The organism is Primorskyibacter flagellatus (genome assembly GCF_014638275.1).
Classification (GTDB): Bacteria; Pseudomonadota; Alphaproteobacteria; order Rhodobacterales; family Rhodobacteraceae; genus Pseudooceanicola; species Pseudooceanicola flagellatus_A.
Map to the genome: position 1 here is coordinate 1081573 of NZ_BMFJ01000001.1, position 17384 is coordinate 1098956.

Here is a 17384-nt window from a genome sequence, read left to right on the forward strand (position 1 = left end):
CGATGGCGCCCAGGCGTCCCAAAGGTGCGGGCGCATTCCCGAAGCCGGTCGAGAGCCCCGTACCCTCAACACCGGATCCCGCCGAACTCTACGCGGCGCTGGATCTGGGCACGAATTCGTGCCGCATGCTGATTGCGCAGCCGAAGGGCAGCCAGTTTCATGTGGTCGACAGCTTCTCGAAATCCGTGCAGCTTGGCGCGGGCCTTGAACGGTCTGGGCAGCTGTCGCGCGCGTCGATGACCCGCACCATCCAGGCGCTCAGGGTCTGTCAGCAGAAACTGCGCCGGCACAATGTCCGCCACATGCGCCTTGTCGCGACAGAGGCCTGCCGCCGGGCAAAGAACGCGACGCGCTTCATCGAGCAGATCCAGCAGGAAACCGGGCTTAAGATGGAGATCATCCAGCCGGAGGAGGAGGCGCGTCTGGCCGTGATCTCCTGCGCGCCGCTGGTGTCGACGCGGACCGAACAGCTGCTGGTGGTGGACATCGGCGGCGGATCGACAGAGCTCGTCTGGATCGACCTGACCGCGGTGCCCCGGCGCGACCGGCCGCGCGCGATCATGCGGCTGCATGCGGGGTTCCACGCGCCGGAAAGCCCGTTCCCGGCGGCGAAGGTGGTGGATTGGATCTCCGTCCCGCTCGGTGTCGCCACCCTCCGGGACCATTTCCGCGACGTGCAGGACGACACGGCCCGTTTCGCGCTCATGTCCTGGTTCTTCGAGGAGTCGCTCGCCGAATTCGCGCCCTACAAGGACGAGCAGGCGCGGGAGGGGTTCCAGATCATCGGCACATCGGGCACCGTGACGACCGTTGCGGCGTCCCATCTCGGGCTGAAGCGCTATGACCGGACCAAGGTGGACGGGCTGCGCATGACCTCGGACCAGATCGACCGGGTGATCCGGGATTACCTGTCGCTTGGCCCTGACGGGCGGCGCAAGGATCCGCGGATCGGGCAGGACCGGCAGACCCTGATCATGTCCGGCGCGGCGATCCTTCAGGCGCTCCTGCGGTGCTGGCCGACGGACCGGTTGTCGGTGGCCGACCGGGGACTGCGCGAGGGGCTGCTCTATGCCCAGATGTCGGCGCATGGGGTACTGGAGGATGTGCCCTTCTAACCTGCCGAAGCTGCCGGAAACAATCTGTTGCCATACGGGTGCGTCTGGTGGGCGGAAAATTTGCTTCAATATTTCCAAAGACATGTAGCGAGACCGACTTTGGACGGGCCAGACCATGCGTCAAATTTGTTAAGGTAGTTTAAAAAATTGTGGCAAAACTTTGCCGGGTGCGGTATTTTTGAGCATGATTTCGAGACTGCCGCATTGAAAGAAGGCGCAAATATATGTTCAAAAAAATCCTCTCCTCCGCGGCAGCCGTGCTGTTTGCTTCGGCCATGTCGGCCTCCGCCGCTCCTGTCACCCTGACCGTGCTTGGCGCTGAATGTGCAACCGACGTCACCACGTCGATCCCCGGTCTGTCCCCGATCGCACTGGACTGCGGCACCGATCCGTCCCGCCGTCTGACATCAAACATCAACTCGGGTTCCGGCTTCTATTCACTTGGCCTGGGGTCGGATCCGTTCTTCCAACTCGGCGGTGTCATCGCATTCGAAATCAGCCCGCCAAGCAATGGTACGGTAATGACGGTCGAAGTGACCTTTCCGTCGAACCATTTCGAGGCGGCCAATGTCTACGTGAGCAACACGTACGATTGGGGTTCCGCGATCCAGGTCGGAACGCTCGACAACGGGGCGGCCTACACCACCACGGCAAACATGTCGGTGGAACTGACCGGCGGACCTTGGACATACCTGTTCCTCGCCGATGCCACGCGGCAGGTCTACGGATCGACCGGGTCGCAGGACGGCTTCGACCTGGCGTCGATCAGCGTGACGGCCGCCGCGGTGCCGCTGCCCGCGGGTGCCGTGCTGCTGATCTCGGGCCTTGGTCTGCTCGGGCTGCGTCGCCGCAAGGCCTGACCCCGGCCAGTCCCGACGGAAGGGCGCGCTCCCGCCGGAGCGCGCCCTTTTCTCGTTCTAGGTGAGGTGCTTGCGGAACCAGTCCACGGTGCGCTGCCATGCCAGTTCCGCCGCCGCCTCGTCGTAGCGGGGCGTGGAGTCGTTGTGGAACCCATGGTTCGCGCCGGGATAGATGTAGGCCTCGTATTCCGTTCCGGCCTCTTTCAGCGCGGCTTCGTAGTTGGGCCAGCCTTCGTTGATGCGGGTGTCGAGCTCTCCGTAATGGATCAGCATGGCAGCACTGATCTTCGCGACATCGCCGGCGGCGGGCTGGCGGCCATAGAAGGGCACGGCAGCGCCAAGCTCGGGGTAGGCGACGGCTGCGGCATTGGAGACGCCTCCGCCATAACAGAAACCGGTGATGCCGACCTTGCCGGTGACATCGTCATGCGCCATCAGGAATTCCACGGCGGCGAAGAAGTCGTTCATCAGCTTCTCCGGATCGACCTGCTGCTGCAGTTCACGCCCCCTGTCGTCATTGCCGGGATAACCGCCCATGGGGGTCAGCCCGTCGGGGGCGAGCGCGATGAATCCGGCCTTGGCGACGCGGCGGGCCACATCCTGGATATAGGGATTCAGCCCGCGGTTCTCGTGCACCACGACGACGCCGGGCGCGGTCGGGCTGGCTGTCGGGCGGACCATATAGGCGCGGATGTCGCCATGGCCGTTCGGTGAAGGATAGGTGATCCATTCGGCCAGGATGTCCGGATCGGTGAAAGAGACCTGCTCCGCCATCGCGTAATCCGGGCTCATGACCGACAGGATGGTCGCGGCGGTGACGCCGCCGACGGCGAATTTTCCGGCACGGTCGAGGAATTCGCGCTTCGTGATCAGCCCATGGGCATAGAAGTCGTAGAGTTCGAGAAGTTCGGGGGCAAAGTCCTTGGCAGTCAGGCGGGTCATCTTGGGCCTCGTGTGGCTGGGTTGCGGACGCGATCAGCATCGACAGGCCGGTGCCCCTGCGTCAAGCTGCAGGGGCATCACGCTTGCGCGACGGGGCCGGGACTTGAGTAGCCGTTGCCGGGGCGCTAAGGCGAAGGGAGTGCAGAGGGAACGGGCGCGTGGCCAAGAAACCGACGGGAAAGAACACCTCCGGACGCGGGCAGCGCGACCTGACCGTAAAGGTGAAGACGGCGCGCGGGCGCAAGCTTTCCTCGACCCGGTGGCTGCAGCGGCAGTTGAACGACCCCTATGTGCAGCGCGCGCAGGCCGAAGGTTATCGCGGGCGCGCGGCGTTCAAGATCATGGAGATCGACGACAAGTACCGCTTCCTCGTGCCCGGCGCGCGGGTGGTGGACCTTGGGTGCGCGCCCGGTGGCTGGCTTCAGGTCGCGGTGCCGCGCATCAACGCCCTCGGGCAGAAGTCCGGCAAGGCGGTCGGCCGTATCGTCGGAGTCGATCTGCAGGAGGTGGATCCGCTTCCTGGGGCGGAGATCCATCAGCTCGACTTCATGGGCGAGGGGGCGGACGACCAGGTGAAGGACTGGCTGGGCGGACAGGCGGATGTCGTGATGTCCGACATGGCCGCGGCATCCTCCGGGCACAAGCAGACGGATCACCTGCGGATCATCTCTCTCTGTGAGGCGGCCGCGGAGTTTGCGTTCGACGTGCTGGCCCCCGGCGGAACCTTCGTGGCCAAGGTGCTGGCAGGTGGCGCGGAGGGGGAGCTTCAGAAAATCCTGAAGCAGAAATTCGACAAGGTCGCGAATTTCAAGCCACCCTCGTCTCGGTCCGACAGTTCCGAGAAGTTCGTCGTCGCGACGGGTTATCGGGGCTGAACGACCGCGTCAGCGCCGGAGGGTCGCGGCAGCTTCGGTGCGGAAACGCAGGAACATCTCCTCCTCACTCACGCGTACCGGTTCGTGCGGGGTGGTGGGATGCGGCAGTGCGGGCGACAGGTGCACGGCCTGGATGTTGCCCTGGCGCAGCAGGTCAAACAGCTTGTGATGGCGGGCGGCAAGTGCTGCGCGGTCCTCGGGCGTGATCGTCATCTGCAGTTCCCCTGAAACGTCCGGGTCATGCTTGACAGCGATCTGTGGCCAAATTGGTCCGACAGGGTGCCGGTGACGGGGCGTTTACCAGACCATCACGCGGCGGCCCGCTGCGGATCGCGCCGCAGCCAATGAGCGTCAAGTTTAACTGATTGAATTTTTGCACAGTTTCTACCCCAGATTGACCATTTCATCCGAAAGGATCGGTTTTGCTCTGCTTCGGCTGGCGGCACACTATGCCGGGCTGGGTTGCGGGTTCAGAGGGTACAGGTGATCCCGCCAGTACGACCGGAGAAGACTGCAATACCACTACCTCGTCTGAAATTCCCGAAATTATCGTTCTACCCCAGCACCTTGCGGCGTTCTTACGTGGCGTCGGAACGTTTGTGTACGCGGCCCCCGAGGGAACCTCTGGCCGCTATAGCCGTTTTTTACCCCATGACTGTACACACGTCTTCGACACCAGAGAGACCGATATCATGCAACGGATGACACGCGCATTCACCAAGGACACCAGCGGGCGCGCCACCTCGGCAAGCTGCTTTGCCAGCCGCCTGTCGCGCTATGCAGAGCTTGGGCCCGATGAGTGCGAATTCATCGCCCGCATGGAGGACAGCGAGCGCAGCGCCGCGCGGGGGGAAACCCTTATGACCTCCGGTCACCCTGCAGAGGAGCTCTTCGTGCTCAAGGACGGGTGGGCCGTCGCGCGGTCGCTTCCGCGCAACGGCCGCAGCCTGACCCTGCGCATCTACCTGCCCGGAGAGGTGATTGGCCTGACGACGCTCGGAACCCGCCGCGTGCCGCATGACGTGCACATGGTCACCGCCGGTTCCGTCTGCCCCTTTCCGCGCGACCACATGACAGCCGTATTCCAGCGTGCGCCGCGTCTGGCCGCGCTGATGACGGCGATCGCCAGCCTCGATCAGATGACGCTCAAGGATCGCCTGGCGATCATGGGGGCCGGTACGGCACGCGAACGGATGGCGCATTTCCTGCTGGACGTGCACGAACGGCTACTGTTCACCAATCCCGACCTCGGGCGGCGTTTCCGTCTGCCGCTGCGGCAGGTGGATATTGCTGACGTCCTTGGCCTGACCAAGGTCTACGTGAATCGCCTGTTGCGGTCCTTCACCGATGAAGGCCTGATCCAGATCGACCGGCCCTATGTTCGCATCCTGCGCCCGGAGGAGCTGCGCGAAATCTCGCAGTATGAAAACCGTTACGACGATCTGGACGAAACCTGGTTTCCGCGGAATCCCGTCAACCTTTAACGGTCGGGATCGGGGTCTGGGGCAGGGCCTGCGACGTCAGGCAGCCCTGGCGCACCTCGCGCCACATCGGGACGTTCAGCGACATCTGGCACTGCGCCATGAACATGCGCCCGCCGACCTCAAGGCAGATGGTTTCGCCCAGTTCGACGCGCGATCCGGTCTTGTCGGTGCAGTAGCATTCCACCGTCTTGCCGTTGATCGTGCTGTCGGCCCAGAGCAACTGGGGCGTCACGATCAGAAGGGCGAGGAGCGGTTTCATTCCAGCAGAATATCACGGGCGCGGCCCTTGACCAAGAATGTTGAATGCGGGACATCGGAGCATGATTGCCGAAGACCGCCTTGCCCAGATCCTGCAGCGCTCCGAATACCTTGAGGCCCGCATGGCCGAGGGGGGCGGAGATTTTGCCGCGCTGTCACGGGAATATTCGGACCTGCGGCCCGTGGTTGCCGCGATCACCGCATGGCAGGAGGCACGGCAAAGGCTGGACGAGGCGCAGGCGATGATCTCGGACCCCGAGATGAAGGCGCTGGCGGAGGAGGAGGTCTCGCGTCTGTCGCGTGATCTTCCCGCCCTTGAGCATGAGGTGCAGCTGGCCCTGCTGCCCCGCGATGCCGCCGATTCCCGTCCCGCGATGATCGAGATCCGGCCCGGTACCGGCGGCGACGAAGCGGCGCTGTTTGCCGGTGATCTACTGCGCATGTACCAGCGGTATGCCGAGGCACGCGGCTGGCGGTTCCAGATCGTCGATTTGAGCGAGACGGAACTGGGCGGCATCAAGGAAGTCGTCGGCAATATCCAGGGCGACAATGTCTTCGCGCGGCTCAAGTTCGAATCCGGCGTTCACCGCGTCCAGCGCGTGCCGGAGACGGAGAGCGGCGGGCGGATCCATACCTCCGCCGCGACGGTTGCGGTCCTGCCAGAGGCGGAAGACGTGGATATCCAGATCGACCCGGGCGACATCCGTATCGACACGATGCGCGCCTCCGGCGCCGGGGGGCAGCACGTCAACACCACGGATTCGGCGGTTCGGATCACCCATGTTCCGACCGGGATCGTGGTGACGAGTTCCGAAAAATCTCAGCACCAGAACCGGGCCATTGCCATGCAGGTGCTGCGCAACCGCCTGTTCGATCTGGAACGCCAGAAGGCGGCGGATGCGCGTGCGGCAGACCGGAAGGCGCAGGTCGGGAGCGGCGACCGGAGCGAGCGGATCCGGACCTACAACTTTCCTCAGGGGCGGGTGACGGACCACCGGATCAACCTGACGCTCTACCGGCTGGATCAGGTGATGCAGGGTGATCTGGACGAGATCGTGGATGCGCTGACCGCCGATCACCAAGCCGCGCTGATGGCGGAGATGGCGGGGTGAGGACCGCGCCGCTCACGGTGCAACTGGCGCTGCTTGGCGCGGCGAAACGTCTGGAGCTTGCGGGGATTGCCGGGGCGCAGCGCGACGTGCGCTACCTGATGGCGCATGTGATGGGCTTGGAGCGTGACAGACTGAGTATTCTCATGTCAGAAGTCATTGATCCTGAACCATTTGACCGTTTTGCGTCGATGGTTGAGAAGCGGATGCAGGGTGTGCCTGTGTCCCGCATTATCGGGGAACGGTTGTTCTATGGGCGCAGATTCAAGGTCGCCGACGCCGTGCTCGACCCGCGGCCAGAGACGGAAGTCCTGGTCGAGGCGGCGCTGGACGCGCCATTTACCCGTCTGCTCGACCTCGGCACGGGGTCGGGCTGCATCGCCGTGACGCTGCTGGCAGAGAGGGAGCAGGTGACGGGTATGGCGGGTGATCTGTCTGACGCGGCGCTCGCCGTCGCGGGCGAGAACGCGGCGCGACATGGGGTGAGTGACCGGCTGACGCTGGTGCAGTCGGATTGGTATGGTGCAACCCCCGGAAACTTCGATCTCGTAGTGTCCAATCCGCCCTATATTGCGGAGGCAGAGATGCAGGGGCTTTCGGTCGAGGTCCGCGATCACGATCCCCGCATGGCCCTCACCGACGGTGGAGACGGGCTGTCGGCCTATCGCGCGATCACAGCCGGGATCAACGCGGTACTGAGCCCCGGCGGGCGGCTGCTGGTCGAAATCGGGCCGACGCAGGGGGGGGCCGTGAGCGCCCTGTTCCGCGGGGCGGGGCTGGAAGACGTCAGAGTGCTGCCCGACCTTGACGGACGGGATCGCGTGGTGTCCGGATACCGCCCGACCTAGGCGGTCCTCCGCGTGTTTCGCTGCGACACAGCGCGATCTTTATCCGATCTTTAGGGATTTACCCTTGTAATCGGACCGACGACATGTTTAGTCGTTAGCAGTCACGGACGGGACGCAAACCGCGTCCCCCTGACAGTAAGCCCAAAACGTCGACCACCCGCCATTGCGCCGTACCCGCGCAGGCAGGGGTGAACGACAGCCAATTCAGCAAGGCTGACCAGAGGCCCATGAGATCTTCGAAATCCCGTTCGCGCAACAAGTCGAACCGTAACCGTTCTGTCGGAAATGTCGTCAACCGTGTGTTCGACAGCTCTGGCCCCGAAGGCAAGGTGCGCGGCACGCCGCAACAGATCATCGAGAAGTACAACCAGCTGGCGCGCGATGCCCAGCTCTCCGGCGACCGCGTCGCGACGGAGAACTTCCAGCAGCACGCCGAACATTACCTGCGCATGCTGAGCGCCGCTCAGAAAGAGCAGGACAAGCAGCGCGAGCAGCAGGATCAGGAAAACCGCAATCGCCAGTCGCAGCGCGACCGCGACCGTGCGCGTCAGGAGCAGGAGGACAGCCCGTCCGAGGACCTGCCCGCCTTCATCTCCGGCTCCGCGCCGGGCGAGGGAGACCAGCCGGATGTGATGGAGTCCTCCGACCGTGACAGCGGGCTGGTTGAGACGCCCGAAAACCGTCAGCCGGCGGAAGAACCCAAGTCGAAGCCCAAGCGGACCTACAACCGCAAGCCGCGCGCCAAGGCGCAGAACAACGGCGGCGAGGGGAATGAAGGTTCGGGCGGCGCAGGCAGCACCGAAGCTGCGGAGTAACTATTTCCGGAAGTGGTTGAGCACGTAGACCCGGATGGCCGAGGCCAGTCCGGCGTCGGTGCCACGGGATTCGTCGATCTCGGCGGCGAGCGCGTTGACCGGCTGGCCACGTTCCGCCGCGATGTCGCGGAAGGCCTGCCAGAACTCCCTCTCGAGCGAGACAGAGGTGCGGTGCCCGCGCAGGGTCAGCGAATGTTTCTGGGGCCGTGCGATCATTCTTCCGGCTCCTCCAGACGATGACCGTCGAGACGTTTCGCGGCTTGTGCCTTTTCGGCCTCGGTCTGCTGGCGTTCGGCTTTGGTCTGTCCGTGCCGCGCGGCGTTGGCATCGGCCTCCGCACGCTTTTCGGCGCGGGCGCGGTTTTTTCGGAAGCGGTTGAGGTTCACGATCTCGGCCATGGGTAGCAGAGTAGCGCGCCCTCTGGCCCCGTCCAGATCCGTCAGATCGGGAAAAGATGCATATTAGCGTTACCTTGCCGAAACTCTCCGGGCCGTATCAGGCCCTGACGGGCTGGCCTGACTCTCTGCCCGTCCTGCGGGCAAATGCGCCGAACGCTGCAAGACCGGCCAGTAGGCTGAAGGCGGGCAGGGGCAGCGGCACCGGGGGCAGCTGCATGACGATGTTGTCGACCCCGAAACCATCCGAGACACCGGTTGCGCCCGGCGCAATGACAAGCTGCGTGAAAGGCGTATCGGAGATGAAGCCGAAGAACACGTCCTCGTTGTAGTCATTGATGGGCGCGTCGATCCGGTCGCCGAGAAGGAAGAAGGCGTTGCGGCGGAAATCTTCGTTGAAGGCGAAGAAATCGGCGCCGAACGCGGTGATCTCCGTATCGAAGGTCAGTGTCGCCTGCGCGTAACGGCCGGGCTGGGAAGAGGTCACCATCGCAAGGAACGGCGTGCCGTTGCCGGTCGGGGCACGGCTGCCCGTGTCCCTGAGCGGGGGGACGTCGAGATAGCCATAGCTGGTGGAGCTGGGGTTGTAGGCCGAGAACGGGCCGAAATCGACGGTCGTGGTCTTGAACTGCACATCCGCGGTGTAACTGTCGAAATCCGCGACCAGGTAAGTGCTCGTGAGCGCTGCCAGAAAGGCCGTCCGGTCGGTGAATATCTGATAGGTGGTGGCGCGGGCGGTGCCCCCGACGGCCATGGCGAGGAGGAGCACGGCGGCAAATGTGTTCCTGATATGCATTCTGCTAATCCCAGAAAATTCAATTTTCGTTTCTGGTTCTAGTTGCGCCTGGGAAATTGGTCAATCCGATCTGCCTGTTTCTGGCGTTGTGTTGTGTTGTTATTGCTGGGATTTTGTGCCTTTTGACCGGGTCGTCTTGTGAGGGCGACAGGCCAAGAAAAAGGGCGGCAATCCTGCCGCCCCGTCCGATTTTCCGATCCGGTCGATCAGCCCTTGGGGCCGATCATGTCCTCGGGGCGCACGACCTTGTCGAAGGTCTCCGCATCCACGAAGCCAAGCGCGATCGCCTCTTCCTTCAGTGTGGTGCCGTTCTTGTGGGCGGTCTTGGCGACCTTGGTGGCGTTGTCGTAGCCGATGGTCGGGGCCAGCGCCGTCACCAGCATCAGCGATTCCTTCATCAGCTTGTCGATGCGGGGCTCGTTCGCCTCGATGCCGTTCAGCATGCGCTCGGTGAAGCTGTCCGCCACGTCGCCGATCAGCTGCATGGACTGGAGCAGGTTGTAGGCCATCATCGGGTTGTAGACGTTCAGTTCGAAATGCCCCTGGGACCCTGCGAACTTGATCGCGGCGTCGTTGCCCATGACATGGGCGGCGACCTGGGTCATCGCCTCGGCCTGGGTCGGGTTGACCTTGCCGGGCATGATGGAGCTTCCCGGTTCGTTCTCCGGCAGGATCAGTTCGCCGAGGCCCGAGCGGGGGCCGGAGCCAAGGAAGCGGATGTCGTTGGCGATCTTGTACATCGCCCCCGCCACGGTCGCGAGTGCGCCGGACATGAAGACCATGGCGTCATGGGCGGCCAGCGCCTCGAACTTGTTGGGGGCGGTGACAAAGGGCAGGCCGGTGATGTCGGCCATATTTTTCGCAACCGTTTCGCCCCAGCCCTTCTTCGTGTTCAGGCCGGTGCCGACGGCGGTACCGCCCTGTGCGAGCTCGTAGATCCCCGGCAGGGCGAGGTCGATACGCTTGAGCCCGTTGCGGATCTGCATGGCGTAGCCGGAGAATTCCTGGCCCAGGGTCAGCGGAGTCGCGTCCTGGGTGTGGGTCCGGCCGATCTTGATGATGTCCTTGAACTGTTCGGCCTTGGCCTCCAGCCCCTCGGCCAGCTTGGTCAGGCCGGGGATCAGCACGTCACGCGCGGTCATGGCGGCGGCGATGTGCATGGCGGTCGGGAAGGTGTCGTTGGACGACTGGCCCATGTTGCAGTGATCGTTGGGATGCACCGGCTTCTTGGACCCGATCTCACCGCCGAGGATTTCAATGGCGCGGTTGGCGATGACCTCGTTCGCGTTCATGTTGGACTGGGTGCCGGAGCCGGTCTGCCAGACGACCAGCGGGAAGTTGTCGTCGAACTTGCCCTCGATCACCTCTCCGGCGGCCTGAATGATGGCGTCGGCAATCCTGGCCTCCATATCACCGGAGGCCTTGTTGGCCTGGGCGCAGGCCTGCTTGATGACGCCAAGTGCGCGGACCACGGCGACAGGCTGCTTTTCCCAGCCGATCGGGAAGTTCATGATCGACCGCTGTGTCTGGGCGCCCCAGTACTTGTCGGAAGGAACCTCAAGCGGGCCGAAGCTGTCGCTTTCCGTGCGGGTCTGGGTCATCGTCTTTCTCTCTGATGTTTTGACGTCGGGTCCGCTATAGCGGGCCGGACCCATGCGCGCAATCACGCGGAAATGCGGCCGACTATCCATTTGGCATCTTGTGTCAGAATACGCGTTCCGGCAGAGTTGAACTATGCCACGTAAGCCTTCGCACACGCCCGAAAGTCTCGCCGATTCCGCGCTCGCCCAGTTCTGGTACGGCGGGTACGAGGCGACCTCCATGGACATCCTCGTCAAGAAGACCGGGGTCAGCCGCCACGGGATCTATACCGATTACGGGGGGAAGAAGGCGCTCTACCTTGCCTGTTTCCCGCGCTATCACCAGCATGTCGTCTCTCCGGTACTGGACCCGGTCACGGGGTCGGGCGACGGGATGGCGGCGATCGTCGGCTATTTCGGACGGCTGGTGGAGATGGCGGAAAGCATCGGTCTGCCGGGGCCCGGCTGCTTCGTCGTCAATGCCTCCACCGAGGTGGCGCCGCACGATCCGGAGGTGGCCGCCAAGGTGGCAGAGCACAATGCGCGGCTTGAGACGGCGTTTTCGACCGCGCTTCAGAGGGAACAGTCGACCCGATTGCCGATGCCGCACCGGAAGGCGCTAGCCCGGACGATCATGATCTTTTCCAACGGGTTGTGGACCGCGTCGCGCAGCACTGACAAGAGCGAGACGCTGCGGGAACACGCGGCTGTGTTCCTGGATCTGCTGGAATACCGGTTGAAGTAAGGGGTAGGGTGAAACCCCACCCTACGCCTTGATGAAGGTCGGGGTCTTGCCTGGCGACCTTATTGCACCTTGCGGCGGAACTCGAACACGCGCGCGGGCGGCAGGTTGGCCCAGACCGTGCCGCGCTTGACCGCGGTGATACCCATGGAGGCCTGTACATCCTCCGGGATCGGGGCATTGGGCGAATAGGTGATCTGCACGAAGACCCCGTCCGGCGCCATGACGTTGAAGGCGTGACCGACGACCTCGCGCTGGATCTGCGGCCGGGCAAGCACCGGCACGCCGGAAATGACGCAGCCGAGGTTGGTCACGCCGATCTTCTCGATCTCCTGCGCGGGGCGGTTCAGGACCGTCACACCGGGGAACTTGCGGGTCAGCTCTTCGCAGAAGCGGGGGTTGAGCTCCATCAGGATCAGCCGTTCCGGGGCCACGCCGCGTTCAAGGATCGCGCGGGTGAAGCTGCCGGTGCCGGGCCCGATCTCGACGATCGGTCCCTCCACGTGTTCCACGCCTTCGGTCATCTTGCGGGCAACGGCGGCGGAGGATGGCGCGATGGCCGACACCTCCATCGGTTTGCGCATCATTTCGCCCAGGAAGACGGTGAAATCGCTGGCCATGGCTCGGTGCTCTCCCTCTCGATCAACGGTTGCCCTGATGAACGACGAACGAGGGAGTCCGGCAAGATGGTTCCGGTTGGTTTTACAAAAATTTCACGGGAATGGCGGCTGACCGCCGGTCGCCTATTTGCGGAACTTGTCCAGCTGAACGACGTCGGCGTCCTGTCCGTTCTGACGCTGCGGCGGCGTTTCGTCGGCCTCGTCGCGGCGGGCACGCAGGGGGCGTGGAGGTTCTGGATCGTCGTCGTCCGACCCGTCGTCCTGGGTTTCGAAGCGCAGGCCGAATTCGACCGACGGATCAACGAAGGTCAGGATCGAATCATAGGGGATGTAGAGCCGTTCGGGGGAGTCGCCGAAGTTGAGCGTGATGCCGAACCCTTCGTCCGAAACCTCGAGGTTGTCATACCAGTGTTGCAGGACGACGGTCATCTCGCTCGGGTAACGGTCCTTCAGCCAGTCGGCCAGGGCGGCGCCCGAATGAGTCGTGTCGAAGGTGATGAAGAAGTGGTGATTGCCGGGCAGCCCGCGCTCGGCCACATCCGCCAGCACCTCGTGGATCAGGCCGCGCATGGCCCGGTGCATCAGGTTTCCGTAGTCGATCGAGCGTGACATCTTGCCTTCCGCGAAACTCGATTGTGAGCATAGGGGATTCGCGTCAAAACGGAAGTGCTGTATGCCGGAGTTAAAACAGCACAACCGGCAGTGTCCCCGCGAGCGCCGCCATGCCCGCCAGTGCCGGGATCATGGGCAGTTTCAGCACCAGCAGAAGCAGGGCGGCGAGCAGGGTGAGCGCCCCGGCAAGCGGGTCGAAGCTGGCGGGATCGGGCAGCGGAATCGCGCCGCCGGTGTCTGGCCGGGCGAAGAGAACATGCAGCGCGAACCAGAGCGACAGGTTCAGGATCACTCCGACCACCGCGGCCGTGATGGCCCTGAGAGCCGACTTCAGGCGGGGGGCGGCGAGGATGCGGTCGACATGCGGTGCGAAGGCGAAGATCCACAGGAAGCAGGGTACGAAGGTCATCCAGAGCGTCAGCAGGCCGGCGGCCAGCCCCAGCCCGGTGCCTCCGGCGGCGATGCCGGCGAGATGTCCGGTAAACTGGGTGACGAGGATCAGCGGCCCGGGCGTGGTTTCGGCCAGGCCAAGCGCGTCGATCATCTGTTCCGGCGTCAGCCAGCCATGGGTTTCGACCACCGCCTGCGCCATGTAGGCGAGTACGGCATAGGCGCCGCCAAAGGTCACGACGGCGAGCTTGGCGAAGAACAGCGACAGGCTGAGCAGGAAGGTCTGTCCGGCCAGCGCCAGCACGGGCAGCGGCGCCAGCCAGAGTGCACCCCAGATCAGAACGGTGCGCAGCGTTCCGGCGGGCGCGGCCTGCGTTGTGGTCGCGGGGCTGGCGACACTGGCGGTCATGGCCCCCCAGAACCCGGCGGCGAGGATGATGAGCGGGAAGGGCAGGTTCAGCGCGTAGATCGCGGTAAAGGCCAAGGCGGCGATGACCCAGCCCTCCGCCCCCGTCAGGGCCTTCTTCGACACCTTCCAGAGCGCCTGCAGCACGATCACGATGACCAGCGCCTTGATGCCGAGGAAAGCGTCGCGGATCACCGGCAGATCGCCCCAGGCGGCATAGGCAAAGGCGAGGGCAAGGATCAGCGCCGCGCCGGGCAGGACGAAGAGCAGCCCGGCGAGCAGACCCCCGGCGGTGCCGCGCTGTTTCCAGCCGCACCATGTGGCCAGCTGCATCGCCTCGGGTCCGGGAAGCAGCATGCAGAAGGACAGCGCGCCGAGGAAGGCCGGTTCGTCCATCCAGCGCCGCCGCCCGACCAGTTCGTCGTGCATCACGGCGATCTGGGCGGCGGGACCACCGAAGGACAGCAGGCCGATGCGCCCGAAAGTGCGGAACATCTCGGGCCAGGTCGGGGTCATCGCTTGGATCCTGCGGGTGTGGCTGTCCGGCGCAGGGAACGGGCGGGCGCGCGGGAAGTCAAGCGGGGTCGCGGGGCCGTCTGCCGCCCGGGTCTGACGGCGATCCCCCCGAGGATATTTGATAGACCAGAAAGCCTAACGGTCGGCGCGGGTAAGCCATGTGCGGTCCTCGGACCGGATGAATTTCTCGGCCATGGCGAACTCGTAGTTCTGCCGGCCGAGCGGATCGGCGGCGAGACGGGCACGGTAGGCTTCGTAGGCGGCGAGGCTGTCCACGTTGTAGATGCCGTAGGCGAGGGTGGAGGAGCCTTCGCGGGGCGAGAAATAGCCCAGGAGGTCGGCGCCGTTTCTCGGGATGCATTCGCCCCAGGTGCGTGCGTAATGTTCGAACTGGGCGCGTTTGGTGGGGTCGATGTCGTAGCGGATGACACAGGTGAGCATGGGAAACCTTTCGTTTCGTTGTGGACCGGCCCCGGTATAGGCCGGAGGCGCGGGACAACGGTTCGGAAGGGACCGAAGCGTCGTTCCAGGGGCTGTGCTAGGATGCGGGCATGAGAGACGGACCGGACATATCAGCCATTGCCGCCCTGATCGGGGATCCGGGGCGGGCCAACATGCTTTCCGCGCTGATGGACGGGCGCGCCCTGACGGCCGGAGAGCTTGCCGGCGTGGCCGGTGTCAGCCTGCCGACGGCGAGCGGGCATCTGTCGCGCATGGTCGGGGCCGGGCTGCTGGTGGTGGCGGCGCAGGGACGGCACCGGTACTACCGGCTGGCGGGAGAGGACGTGGCGGCGGCACTTGAGAGCCTGATGTCGCTGGCGGAGGCGCGGGGGCACCGGCGGGTCCGGACCGGTCCCCGGGATGCAGCGATGCGGGAGGCGCGGAGTTGCTACCGCCATCTTGCAGGGGCACATGCGGTGCGGATCTACGACTCGCTCCGGGCGCGCGGGGCTGTTGCCGTCGGGGTCTCAGGACTGGAGGTGAGCTCCGAGGGGCGGCGGTTTCTGGATGGGCTGGGCGTCGACCTGTCGGGGCTCGCCGGGCGACGGGTGGTGTGCCGCGAATGCCTTGACTGGTCGGAACGGCGGATGCATCTGGCCGGTCCGCTCGGCACCGCCTTGCTGGACTATGTGCTGGCGTCGGGATGGGCGGAGAGGGTCGGCGACAGCCGGGTTATCCGGTTCCGTCCCCGCGGACTGAAGGCACTTGAGGCGGCGTTTCCGCTGGACAAGGACGCATCAGCAACTGTCTGAAAGTGCAGGCTTCTGTTGCCAGGTGCCTGCGAACCCCGCCTTACGCTGCTAGGCGCAAGGGCTTAGATTTCGATGGTGCGGACTGCTTACGCAGCCAGAGCCACCGGAGCACGATTGTCGTTTGCAATTGTACTGTTCGGACCGATAACGGTGGTACCTCACCGAGACAAAGCAAAACCCCTTTAGACGTTCGTCGATCCTGTTTCGGCCCCATGATCCCCAAACGAAGGATTTTGGTGGAGCCGCCGGGTACCGCCCCCGGGTCCGATCCGCTTATTACGAGCGCGTTTATGTCCATAGTCGGTTGCCCGACACGGCAGATATAGGGCTTGTCCCTTGTGATTTCAAATGTTCGTTTCGACGATTGTTGCCCCTACCGATTGATAGGTGATATGAATATCACCGACTCACGTGGGGAGGTGATGATGCGGGATTTTTCGGAACGGATCGTGAGGGTCCCGGTGCTCGGGACTGAGGTGGCGGTACGCGTCTGCGGTGAGGGGCCCGATCTGCTCTGCCTGCATGCCACGGGGCATGACGGGGCGGATTTCGATGGTATCGCCGCGGCATTCGGGGACCGCTACAGGGTGCTGGCGCCGGACTTTCCCGGACACGGGCAATCGGGAGAAATGTCCGCGGCCGCGGATGCGCGGGTCTATGCAGAGGTGGCAGCCGGGGTGATCGACGCGCTGTGCGATGCGCCTCCGGTCGTGCTGGGCAACTCCATCGGAGGCGCGGCGGCGATCCTTCTGGCGCATGAGGGACGGGTGCGCGCGCTGGTACTGTGCAATCCGGGCGGGCTGATCCCGCTGACCCCGACGGTGCGGCGGGTGACCCGGATGTTCTCGCGCTTCTTTGCGGCAGGTGCCCGCGGGGCGTGGTGGTTCGTGCCTGCCTTCCGGCTGTACTATCGCAGCGTCCTGCCCGGCGCGCGTGTCCGGCGGCGGGAGATCTCGCGGACAGTCGCGAACCGGGCCGGGGTGCTGTCGCAGGCGTGGGAGTCCTTCGGGCGCGACGACGCGGACCTGCGCGCGGCGGCTGCGGCGTTGGACGTGCCGGTGCTGATCGCCTGGGCGCGATCGGACAAGGCGATCCGGCTGGATGTCTGCCGCCCGGCCATCGCCCGCATCCCCGACCATCGCCTGCACCTGTTCCGGGGCGGGCATGCCGCCTTCTTGGAAGACCCCGAGGCATTCATGCCGGTGCTCGGAGAATTTCTGGAGAATATTCGATGACGTCGACCCGTGAAAAACTGGTCGCGGCGGCGCAGGCGGACTTCGCGGAGAAAGGGTGGGACGGGACGCATAGCAACGCGATCGCCAGGCGGGCGGGCTTTGCGCCGCAGACCTTCTACCGCCATTTCGCGGACAAGCTGATCGTGTTCGTCGAGGTCTATGAAACCTGGCAGGCGGAGGAAGCGCGGTTCATGGGCGCGCTGCTCGGTTCTGGCGCGTCGGATACAGAGATCGCGTCGGCTGTCGCCGGGCACCATCGGGCGCATGTGCAGTTCAGGCGCGATCTCAGGCGGCTGGCGGTCGAAACGGATGTCGTGCGCCGGGCCCGGGCGGAGAGCCGGGCGCGGCAGCTGGACCTTGCAGGCGGGGACCGGGCGATACAGGCGGCGCGGCTGCTTCAGGTGGAGCGACTGGCGGATGCGCTGGCGGAGGGGGAGTTTGCCGATCTGGGCCTGGCGGAGGACCCTGCGCTGGACCGGATGGCGGGCATCATCGGCGAGATGCGGGCAGGCTGAGGGTGCCCTTTGGCGCCC

At 64.7% G+C, this 17384-nt stretch carries 22 protein-coding genes and 1 other RNA gene; 11 read left to right on the top strand and 12 right to left on the bottom strand.

What is annotated here, in order from left to right:
• Window positions 1-2 precede the first annotated feature (2 nt).
• Complete coding sequence (locus tag IEV87_RS05295) at window positions 3-1115, top strand: Ppx/GppA phosphatase family protein (protein ID WP_188476615.1); 1113 nt, start codon at window positions 3-5, stop codon at window positions 1113-1115.
• Window positions 1116-1339: 224 nt separating this feature from the next.
• Window positions 1340-1975, top strand: a complete 636-nt coding sequence (locus IEV87_RS05300; RefSeq protein WP_188476616.1) for a hypothetical protein — start codon at window positions 1340-1342, stop codon at window positions 1973-1975.
• A 57-nt stretch (window positions 1976-2032) separates the two neighbouring features.
• Here IEV87_RS05300 and yghX read toward each other — a convergent pair whose 3' ends face one another.
• The gene (yghX, locus tag IEV87_RS05305; protein ID WP_188476617.1) at window positions 2033-2917 is read right to left on the bottom strand and encodes a YghX family hydrolase; all 885 of its coding nucleotides are present in this window, start codon (window positions 2915-2917) and stop codon (window positions 2033-2035) included.
• Between the two features lie 158 nt (window positions 2918-3075).
• Here yghX and IEV87_RS05310 point away from each other — a divergent pair, with 158 nt between their 5' ends.
• Complete coding sequence (locus tag IEV87_RS05310) at window positions 3076-3792, top strand: RlmE family RNA methyltransferase (RefSeq protein WP_188476618.1); 717 nt, start codon at window positions 3076-3078, stop codon at window positions 3790-3792.
• A 9-nt stretch (window positions 3793-3801) separates the two neighbouring features.
• Here IEV87_RS05310 and IEV87_RS05315 read toward each other — a convergent pair whose 3' ends face one another.
• A complete protein-coding gene (locus IEV87_RS05315; RefSeq protein ID WP_188476619.1) occupies window positions 3802-4005 on the bottom strand; it encodes a hypothetical protein in 204 nt (67 codons plus the stop codon).
• Between the two features lie 479 nt (window positions 4006-4484).
• Between IEV87_RS05315 and IEV87_RS05320 the strand changes: the two genes are divergently transcribed.
• Window positions 4485-5276 (top strand): Crp/Fnr family transcriptional regulator, encoded by a 792-nt coding sequence (locus tag IEV87_RS05320; protein ID WP_188476620.1) that lies wholly within the window; start codon window positions 4485-4487, stop codon window positions 5274-5276.
• On the opposite strand, the gene IEV87_RS05325 is transcribed toward IEV87_RS05320, so the two are convergent.
• Window positions 5266-5535: a hypothetical protein gene (locus IEV87_RS05325; protein ID WP_188476621.1), complete on the bottom strand. Its 270-nt coding sequence runs from the start codon at window positions 5533-5535 to the stop codon at window positions 5266-5268. The genes IEV87_RS05320 and IEV87_RS05325 overlap by 11 nt on opposite strands.
• Window positions 5536-5596: 61 nt before the next feature.
• Here IEV87_RS05325 and prfA point away from each other — a divergent pair, with 61 nt between their 5' ends.
• The 3 genes from prfA (at window position 5597) to IEV87_RS05340 (ending at window position 8306) form a co-directional block, all read left to right on the top strand.
• Window positions 5597-6646 carry a peptide chain release factor 1 gene (gene prfA / locus IEV87_RS05330; protein ID WP_188476622.1) on the top strand — a complete coding sequence of 350 codons (1050 nt, stop codon included), beginning with the start codon at window positions 5597-5599 and terminating at the stop codon, window positions 6644-6646.
• Window positions 6643-7491, top strand: a complete 849-nt coding sequence (gene prmC / locus IEV87_RS05335; protein ID WP_229737432.1) for a peptide chain release factor N(5)-glutamine methyltransferase — start codon at window positions 6643-6645, stop codon at window positions 7489-7491. The genes prfA and prmC overlap by 4 nt, the downstream gene beginning before the upstream one ends.
• Before the next feature lie 227 nt (window positions 7492-7718).
• On the top strand, window positions 7719-8306 hold the full coding sequence (locus IEV87_RS05340; RefSeq protein WP_188476623.1) for a DUF4167 domain-containing protein: 588 nt from the start codon (window positions 7719-7721) through the stop codon (window positions 8304-8306).
• On the opposite strand, the gene IEV87_RS05345 is transcribed toward IEV87_RS05340, so the two are convergent.
• From IEV87_RS05345 to fumC, 4 genes are all read right to left on the bottom strand, one after another.
• Window positions 8307-8522, bottom strand: coding sequence for a ribbon-helix-helix domain-containing protein (locus tag IEV87_RS05345; protein WP_188476624.1), 216 nt, complete (start codon window positions 8520-8522; stop codon window positions 8307-8309).
• The gene (locus IEV87_RS05350; RefSeq protein WP_188476625.1) at window positions 8519-8704 is read right to left on the bottom strand and encodes a DUF4169 family protein; all 186 of its coding nucleotides are present in this window, start codon (window positions 8702-8704) and stop codon (window positions 8519-8521) included. Before IEV87_RS05350 ends, IEV87_RS05345 begins: the two co-directional genes overlap by 4 nt.
• 97 nt (window positions 8705-8801) lie before the next feature.
• A complete protein-coding gene (locus IEV87_RS05355; RefSeq protein WP_188476626.1) occupies window positions 8802-9497 on the bottom strand; it encodes a hypothetical protein in 696 nt (231 codons plus the stop codon).
• A 206-nt stretch (window positions 9498-9703) separates the two neighbouring features.
• A complete protein-coding gene (gene fumC, locus IEV87_RS05360; RefSeq protein ID WP_188476627.1) occupies window positions 9704-11098 on the bottom strand; it encodes a class II fumarate hydratase in 1395 nt (464 codons plus the stop codon).
• A gap of 133 nt (window positions 11099-11231) precedes the next feature.
• Between fumC and IEV87_RS05365 the strand changes: the two genes are divergently transcribed.
• Window positions 11232-11822, top strand: a complete 591-nt coding sequence (locus tag IEV87_RS05365; protein WP_188476628.1) for a TetR/AcrR family transcriptional regulator — start codon at window positions 11232-11234, stop codon at window positions 11820-11822.
• Between the two features lie 59 nt (window positions 11823-11881).
• On the opposite strand, the gene IEV87_RS05370 is transcribed toward IEV87_RS05365, so the two are convergent.
• The 4 genes from IEV87_RS05370 to IEV87_RS05385 all read right to left on the bottom strand — a co-directional run bounded on the left by IEV87_RS05370 (window position 11882) and on the right by IEV87_RS05385 (window position 14804).
• Window positions 11882-12439, bottom strand: coding sequence for a class I SAM-dependent methyltransferase (locus tag IEV87_RS05370; RefSeq protein ID WP_188476629.1), 558 nt, complete (start codon window positions 12437-12439; stop codon window positions 11882-11884).
• Window positions 12440-12562: 123 nt separating this feature from the next.
• Window positions 12563-13051, bottom strand: a complete 489-nt coding sequence (locus IEV87_RS05375; protein ID WP_188476630.1) for an SspB family protein — start codon at window positions 13049-13051, stop codon at window positions 12563-12565.
• Between the two features lie 70 nt (window positions 13052-13121).
• Entirely contained in the window at window positions 13122-14363 is a 1242-nt protein-coding gene (gene chrA, locus IEV87_RS05380; protein WP_188476631.1) for a chromate efflux transporter, read from the bottom strand.
• 135 nt (window positions 14364-14498) lie between these two features.
• Window positions 14499-14804 (bottom strand): NIPSNAP family protein, encoded by a 306-nt coding sequence (locus IEV87_RS05385; protein WP_188476632.1) that lies wholly within the window; start codon window positions 14802-14804, stop codon window positions 14499-14501.
• 110 nt (window positions 14805-14914) lie between these two features.
• Here IEV87_RS05385 and IEV87_RS05390 point away from each other — a divergent pair, with 110 nt between their 5' ends.
• Complete coding sequence (locus IEV87_RS05390; protein WP_188476633.1) at window positions 14915-15616, top strand: ArsR/SmtB family transcription factor; 702 nt, start codon at window positions 14915-14917, stop codon at window positions 15614-15616.
• A gap of 1 nt (window position 15617) precedes the next feature.
• Here IEV87_RS05390 and ssrA read toward each other — a convergent pair.
• Window positions 15618-15968, bottom strand: a transfer-messenger RNA (tmRNA) gene (ssrA, locus tag IEV87_RS05395).
• 40 nt (window positions 15969-16008) lie between these two features.
• Here ssrA and IEV87_RS05400 point away from each other — a divergent pair.
• Entirely contained in the window at window positions 16009-16851 is an 843-nt protein-coding gene (locus tag IEV87_RS05400) for an alpha/beta fold hydrolase (RefSeq protein ID WP_188476634.1), read from the top strand.
• A complete protein-coding gene (locus IEV87_RS05405; protein WP_188476635.1) occupies window positions 16848-17366 on the top strand; it encodes a TetR/AcrR family transcriptional regulator in 519 nt (172 codons plus the stop codon). The genes IEV87_RS05400 and IEV87_RS05405 overlap by 4 nt, the downstream gene beginning before the upstream one ends.
• Window positions 17367-17384: the final 18 nt, after the last annotated feature.

Excerpts from the sequence above, each read along its gene's own strand:
- fumC (WP_188476627.1), bottom strand. The coding sequence starts at position 11,098 with ATGACCCAGACCCGCACGGAAAGCGACAGCTTCGGCCCGCTTGAGGTT.
- yghX (WP_188476617.1), bottom strand. The coding sequence starts at position 2,917 with ATGACCCGCCTGACTGCCAAGGACTTTGCCCCCGAACTTCTCGAACTC.
- IEV87_RS05365 (WP_188476628.1), top strand. The coding sequence starts at position 11,232 with ATGCCACGTAAGCCTTCGCACACGCCCGAAAGTCTCGCCGATTCCGCG.
- IEV87_RS05300 (WP_188476616.1), top strand. The coding sequence starts at position 1,340 with ATGTTCAAAAAAATCCTCTCCTCCGCGGCAGCCGTGCTGTTTGCTTCG.
- IEV87_RS05345 (WP_188476624.1), bottom strand. The coding sequence starts at position 8,522 with ATGATCGCACGGCCCCAGAAACATTCGCTGACCCTGCGCGGGCACCGC.
- IEV87_RS05340 (WP_188476623.1), top strand. The coding sequence starts at position 7,719 with ATGAGATCTTCGAAATCCCGTTCGCGCAACAAGTCGAACCGTAACCGT.
- IEV87_RS05320 (WP_188476620.1), top strand. The coding sequence starts at position 4,485 with ATGCAACGGATGACACGCGCATTCACCAAGGACACCAGCGGGCGCGCC.
- IEV87_RS05405 (WP_188476635.1), top strand. The coding sequence starts at position 16,848 with ATGACGTCGACCCGTGAAAAACTGGTCGCGGCGGCGCAGGCGGACTTC.
- chrA (WP_188476631.1), bottom strand. The coding sequence starts at position 14,363 with ATGACCCCGACCTGGCCCGAGATGTTCCGCACTTTCGGGCGCATCGGC.
- IEV87_RS05325 (WP_188476621.1), bottom strand. The coding sequence starts at position 5,535 with ATGAAACCGCTCCTCGCCCTTCTGATCGTGACGCCCCAGTTGCTCTGG.
- IEV87_RS05390 (WP_188476633.1), top strand. The coding sequence starts at position 14,915 with ATGAGAGACGGACCGGACATATCAGCCATTGCCGCCCTGATCGGGGAT.
- prfA (WP_188476622.1), top strand. The coding sequence starts at position 5,597 with ATGATTGCCGAAGACCGCCTTGCCCAGATCCTGCAGCGCTCCGAATAC.
- IEV87_RS05315 (WP_188476619.1), bottom strand. The coding sequence starts at position 4,005 with ATGACGATCACGCCCGAGGACCGCGCAGCACTTGCCGCCCGCCATCAC.
- IEV87_RS05355 (WP_188476626.1), bottom strand. The coding sequence starts at position 9,497 with ATGCATATCAGGAACACATTTGCCGCCGTGCTCCTCCTCGCCATGGCC.
- IEV87_RS05295 (WP_188476615.1), top strand. The coding sequence starts at position 3 with ATGGCGCCCAGGCGTCCCAAAGGTGCGGGCGCATTCCCGAAGCCGGTC.
- IEV87_RS05385 (WP_188476632.1), bottom strand. The coding sequence starts at position 14,804 with ATGCTCACCTGTGTCATCCGCTACGACATCGACCCCACCAAACGCGCC.
- IEV87_RS05370 (WP_188476629.1), bottom strand. The coding sequence starts at position 12,439 with ATGGCCAGCGATTTCACCGTCTTCCTGGGCGAAATGATGCGCAAACCG.
- IEV87_RS05350 (WP_188476625.1), bottom strand. The coding sequence starts at position 8,704 with ATGGCCGAGATCGTGAACCTCAACCGCTTCCGAAAAAACCGCGCCCGC.
- IEV87_RS05375 (WP_188476630.1), bottom strand. The coding sequence starts at position 13,051 with ATGTCACGCTCGATCGACTACGGAAACCTGATGCACCGGGCCATGCGC.
- IEV87_RS05400 (WP_188476634.1), top strand. The coding sequence starts at position 16,009 with ATGAATATCACCGACTCACGTGGGGAGGTGATGATGCGGGATTTTTCG.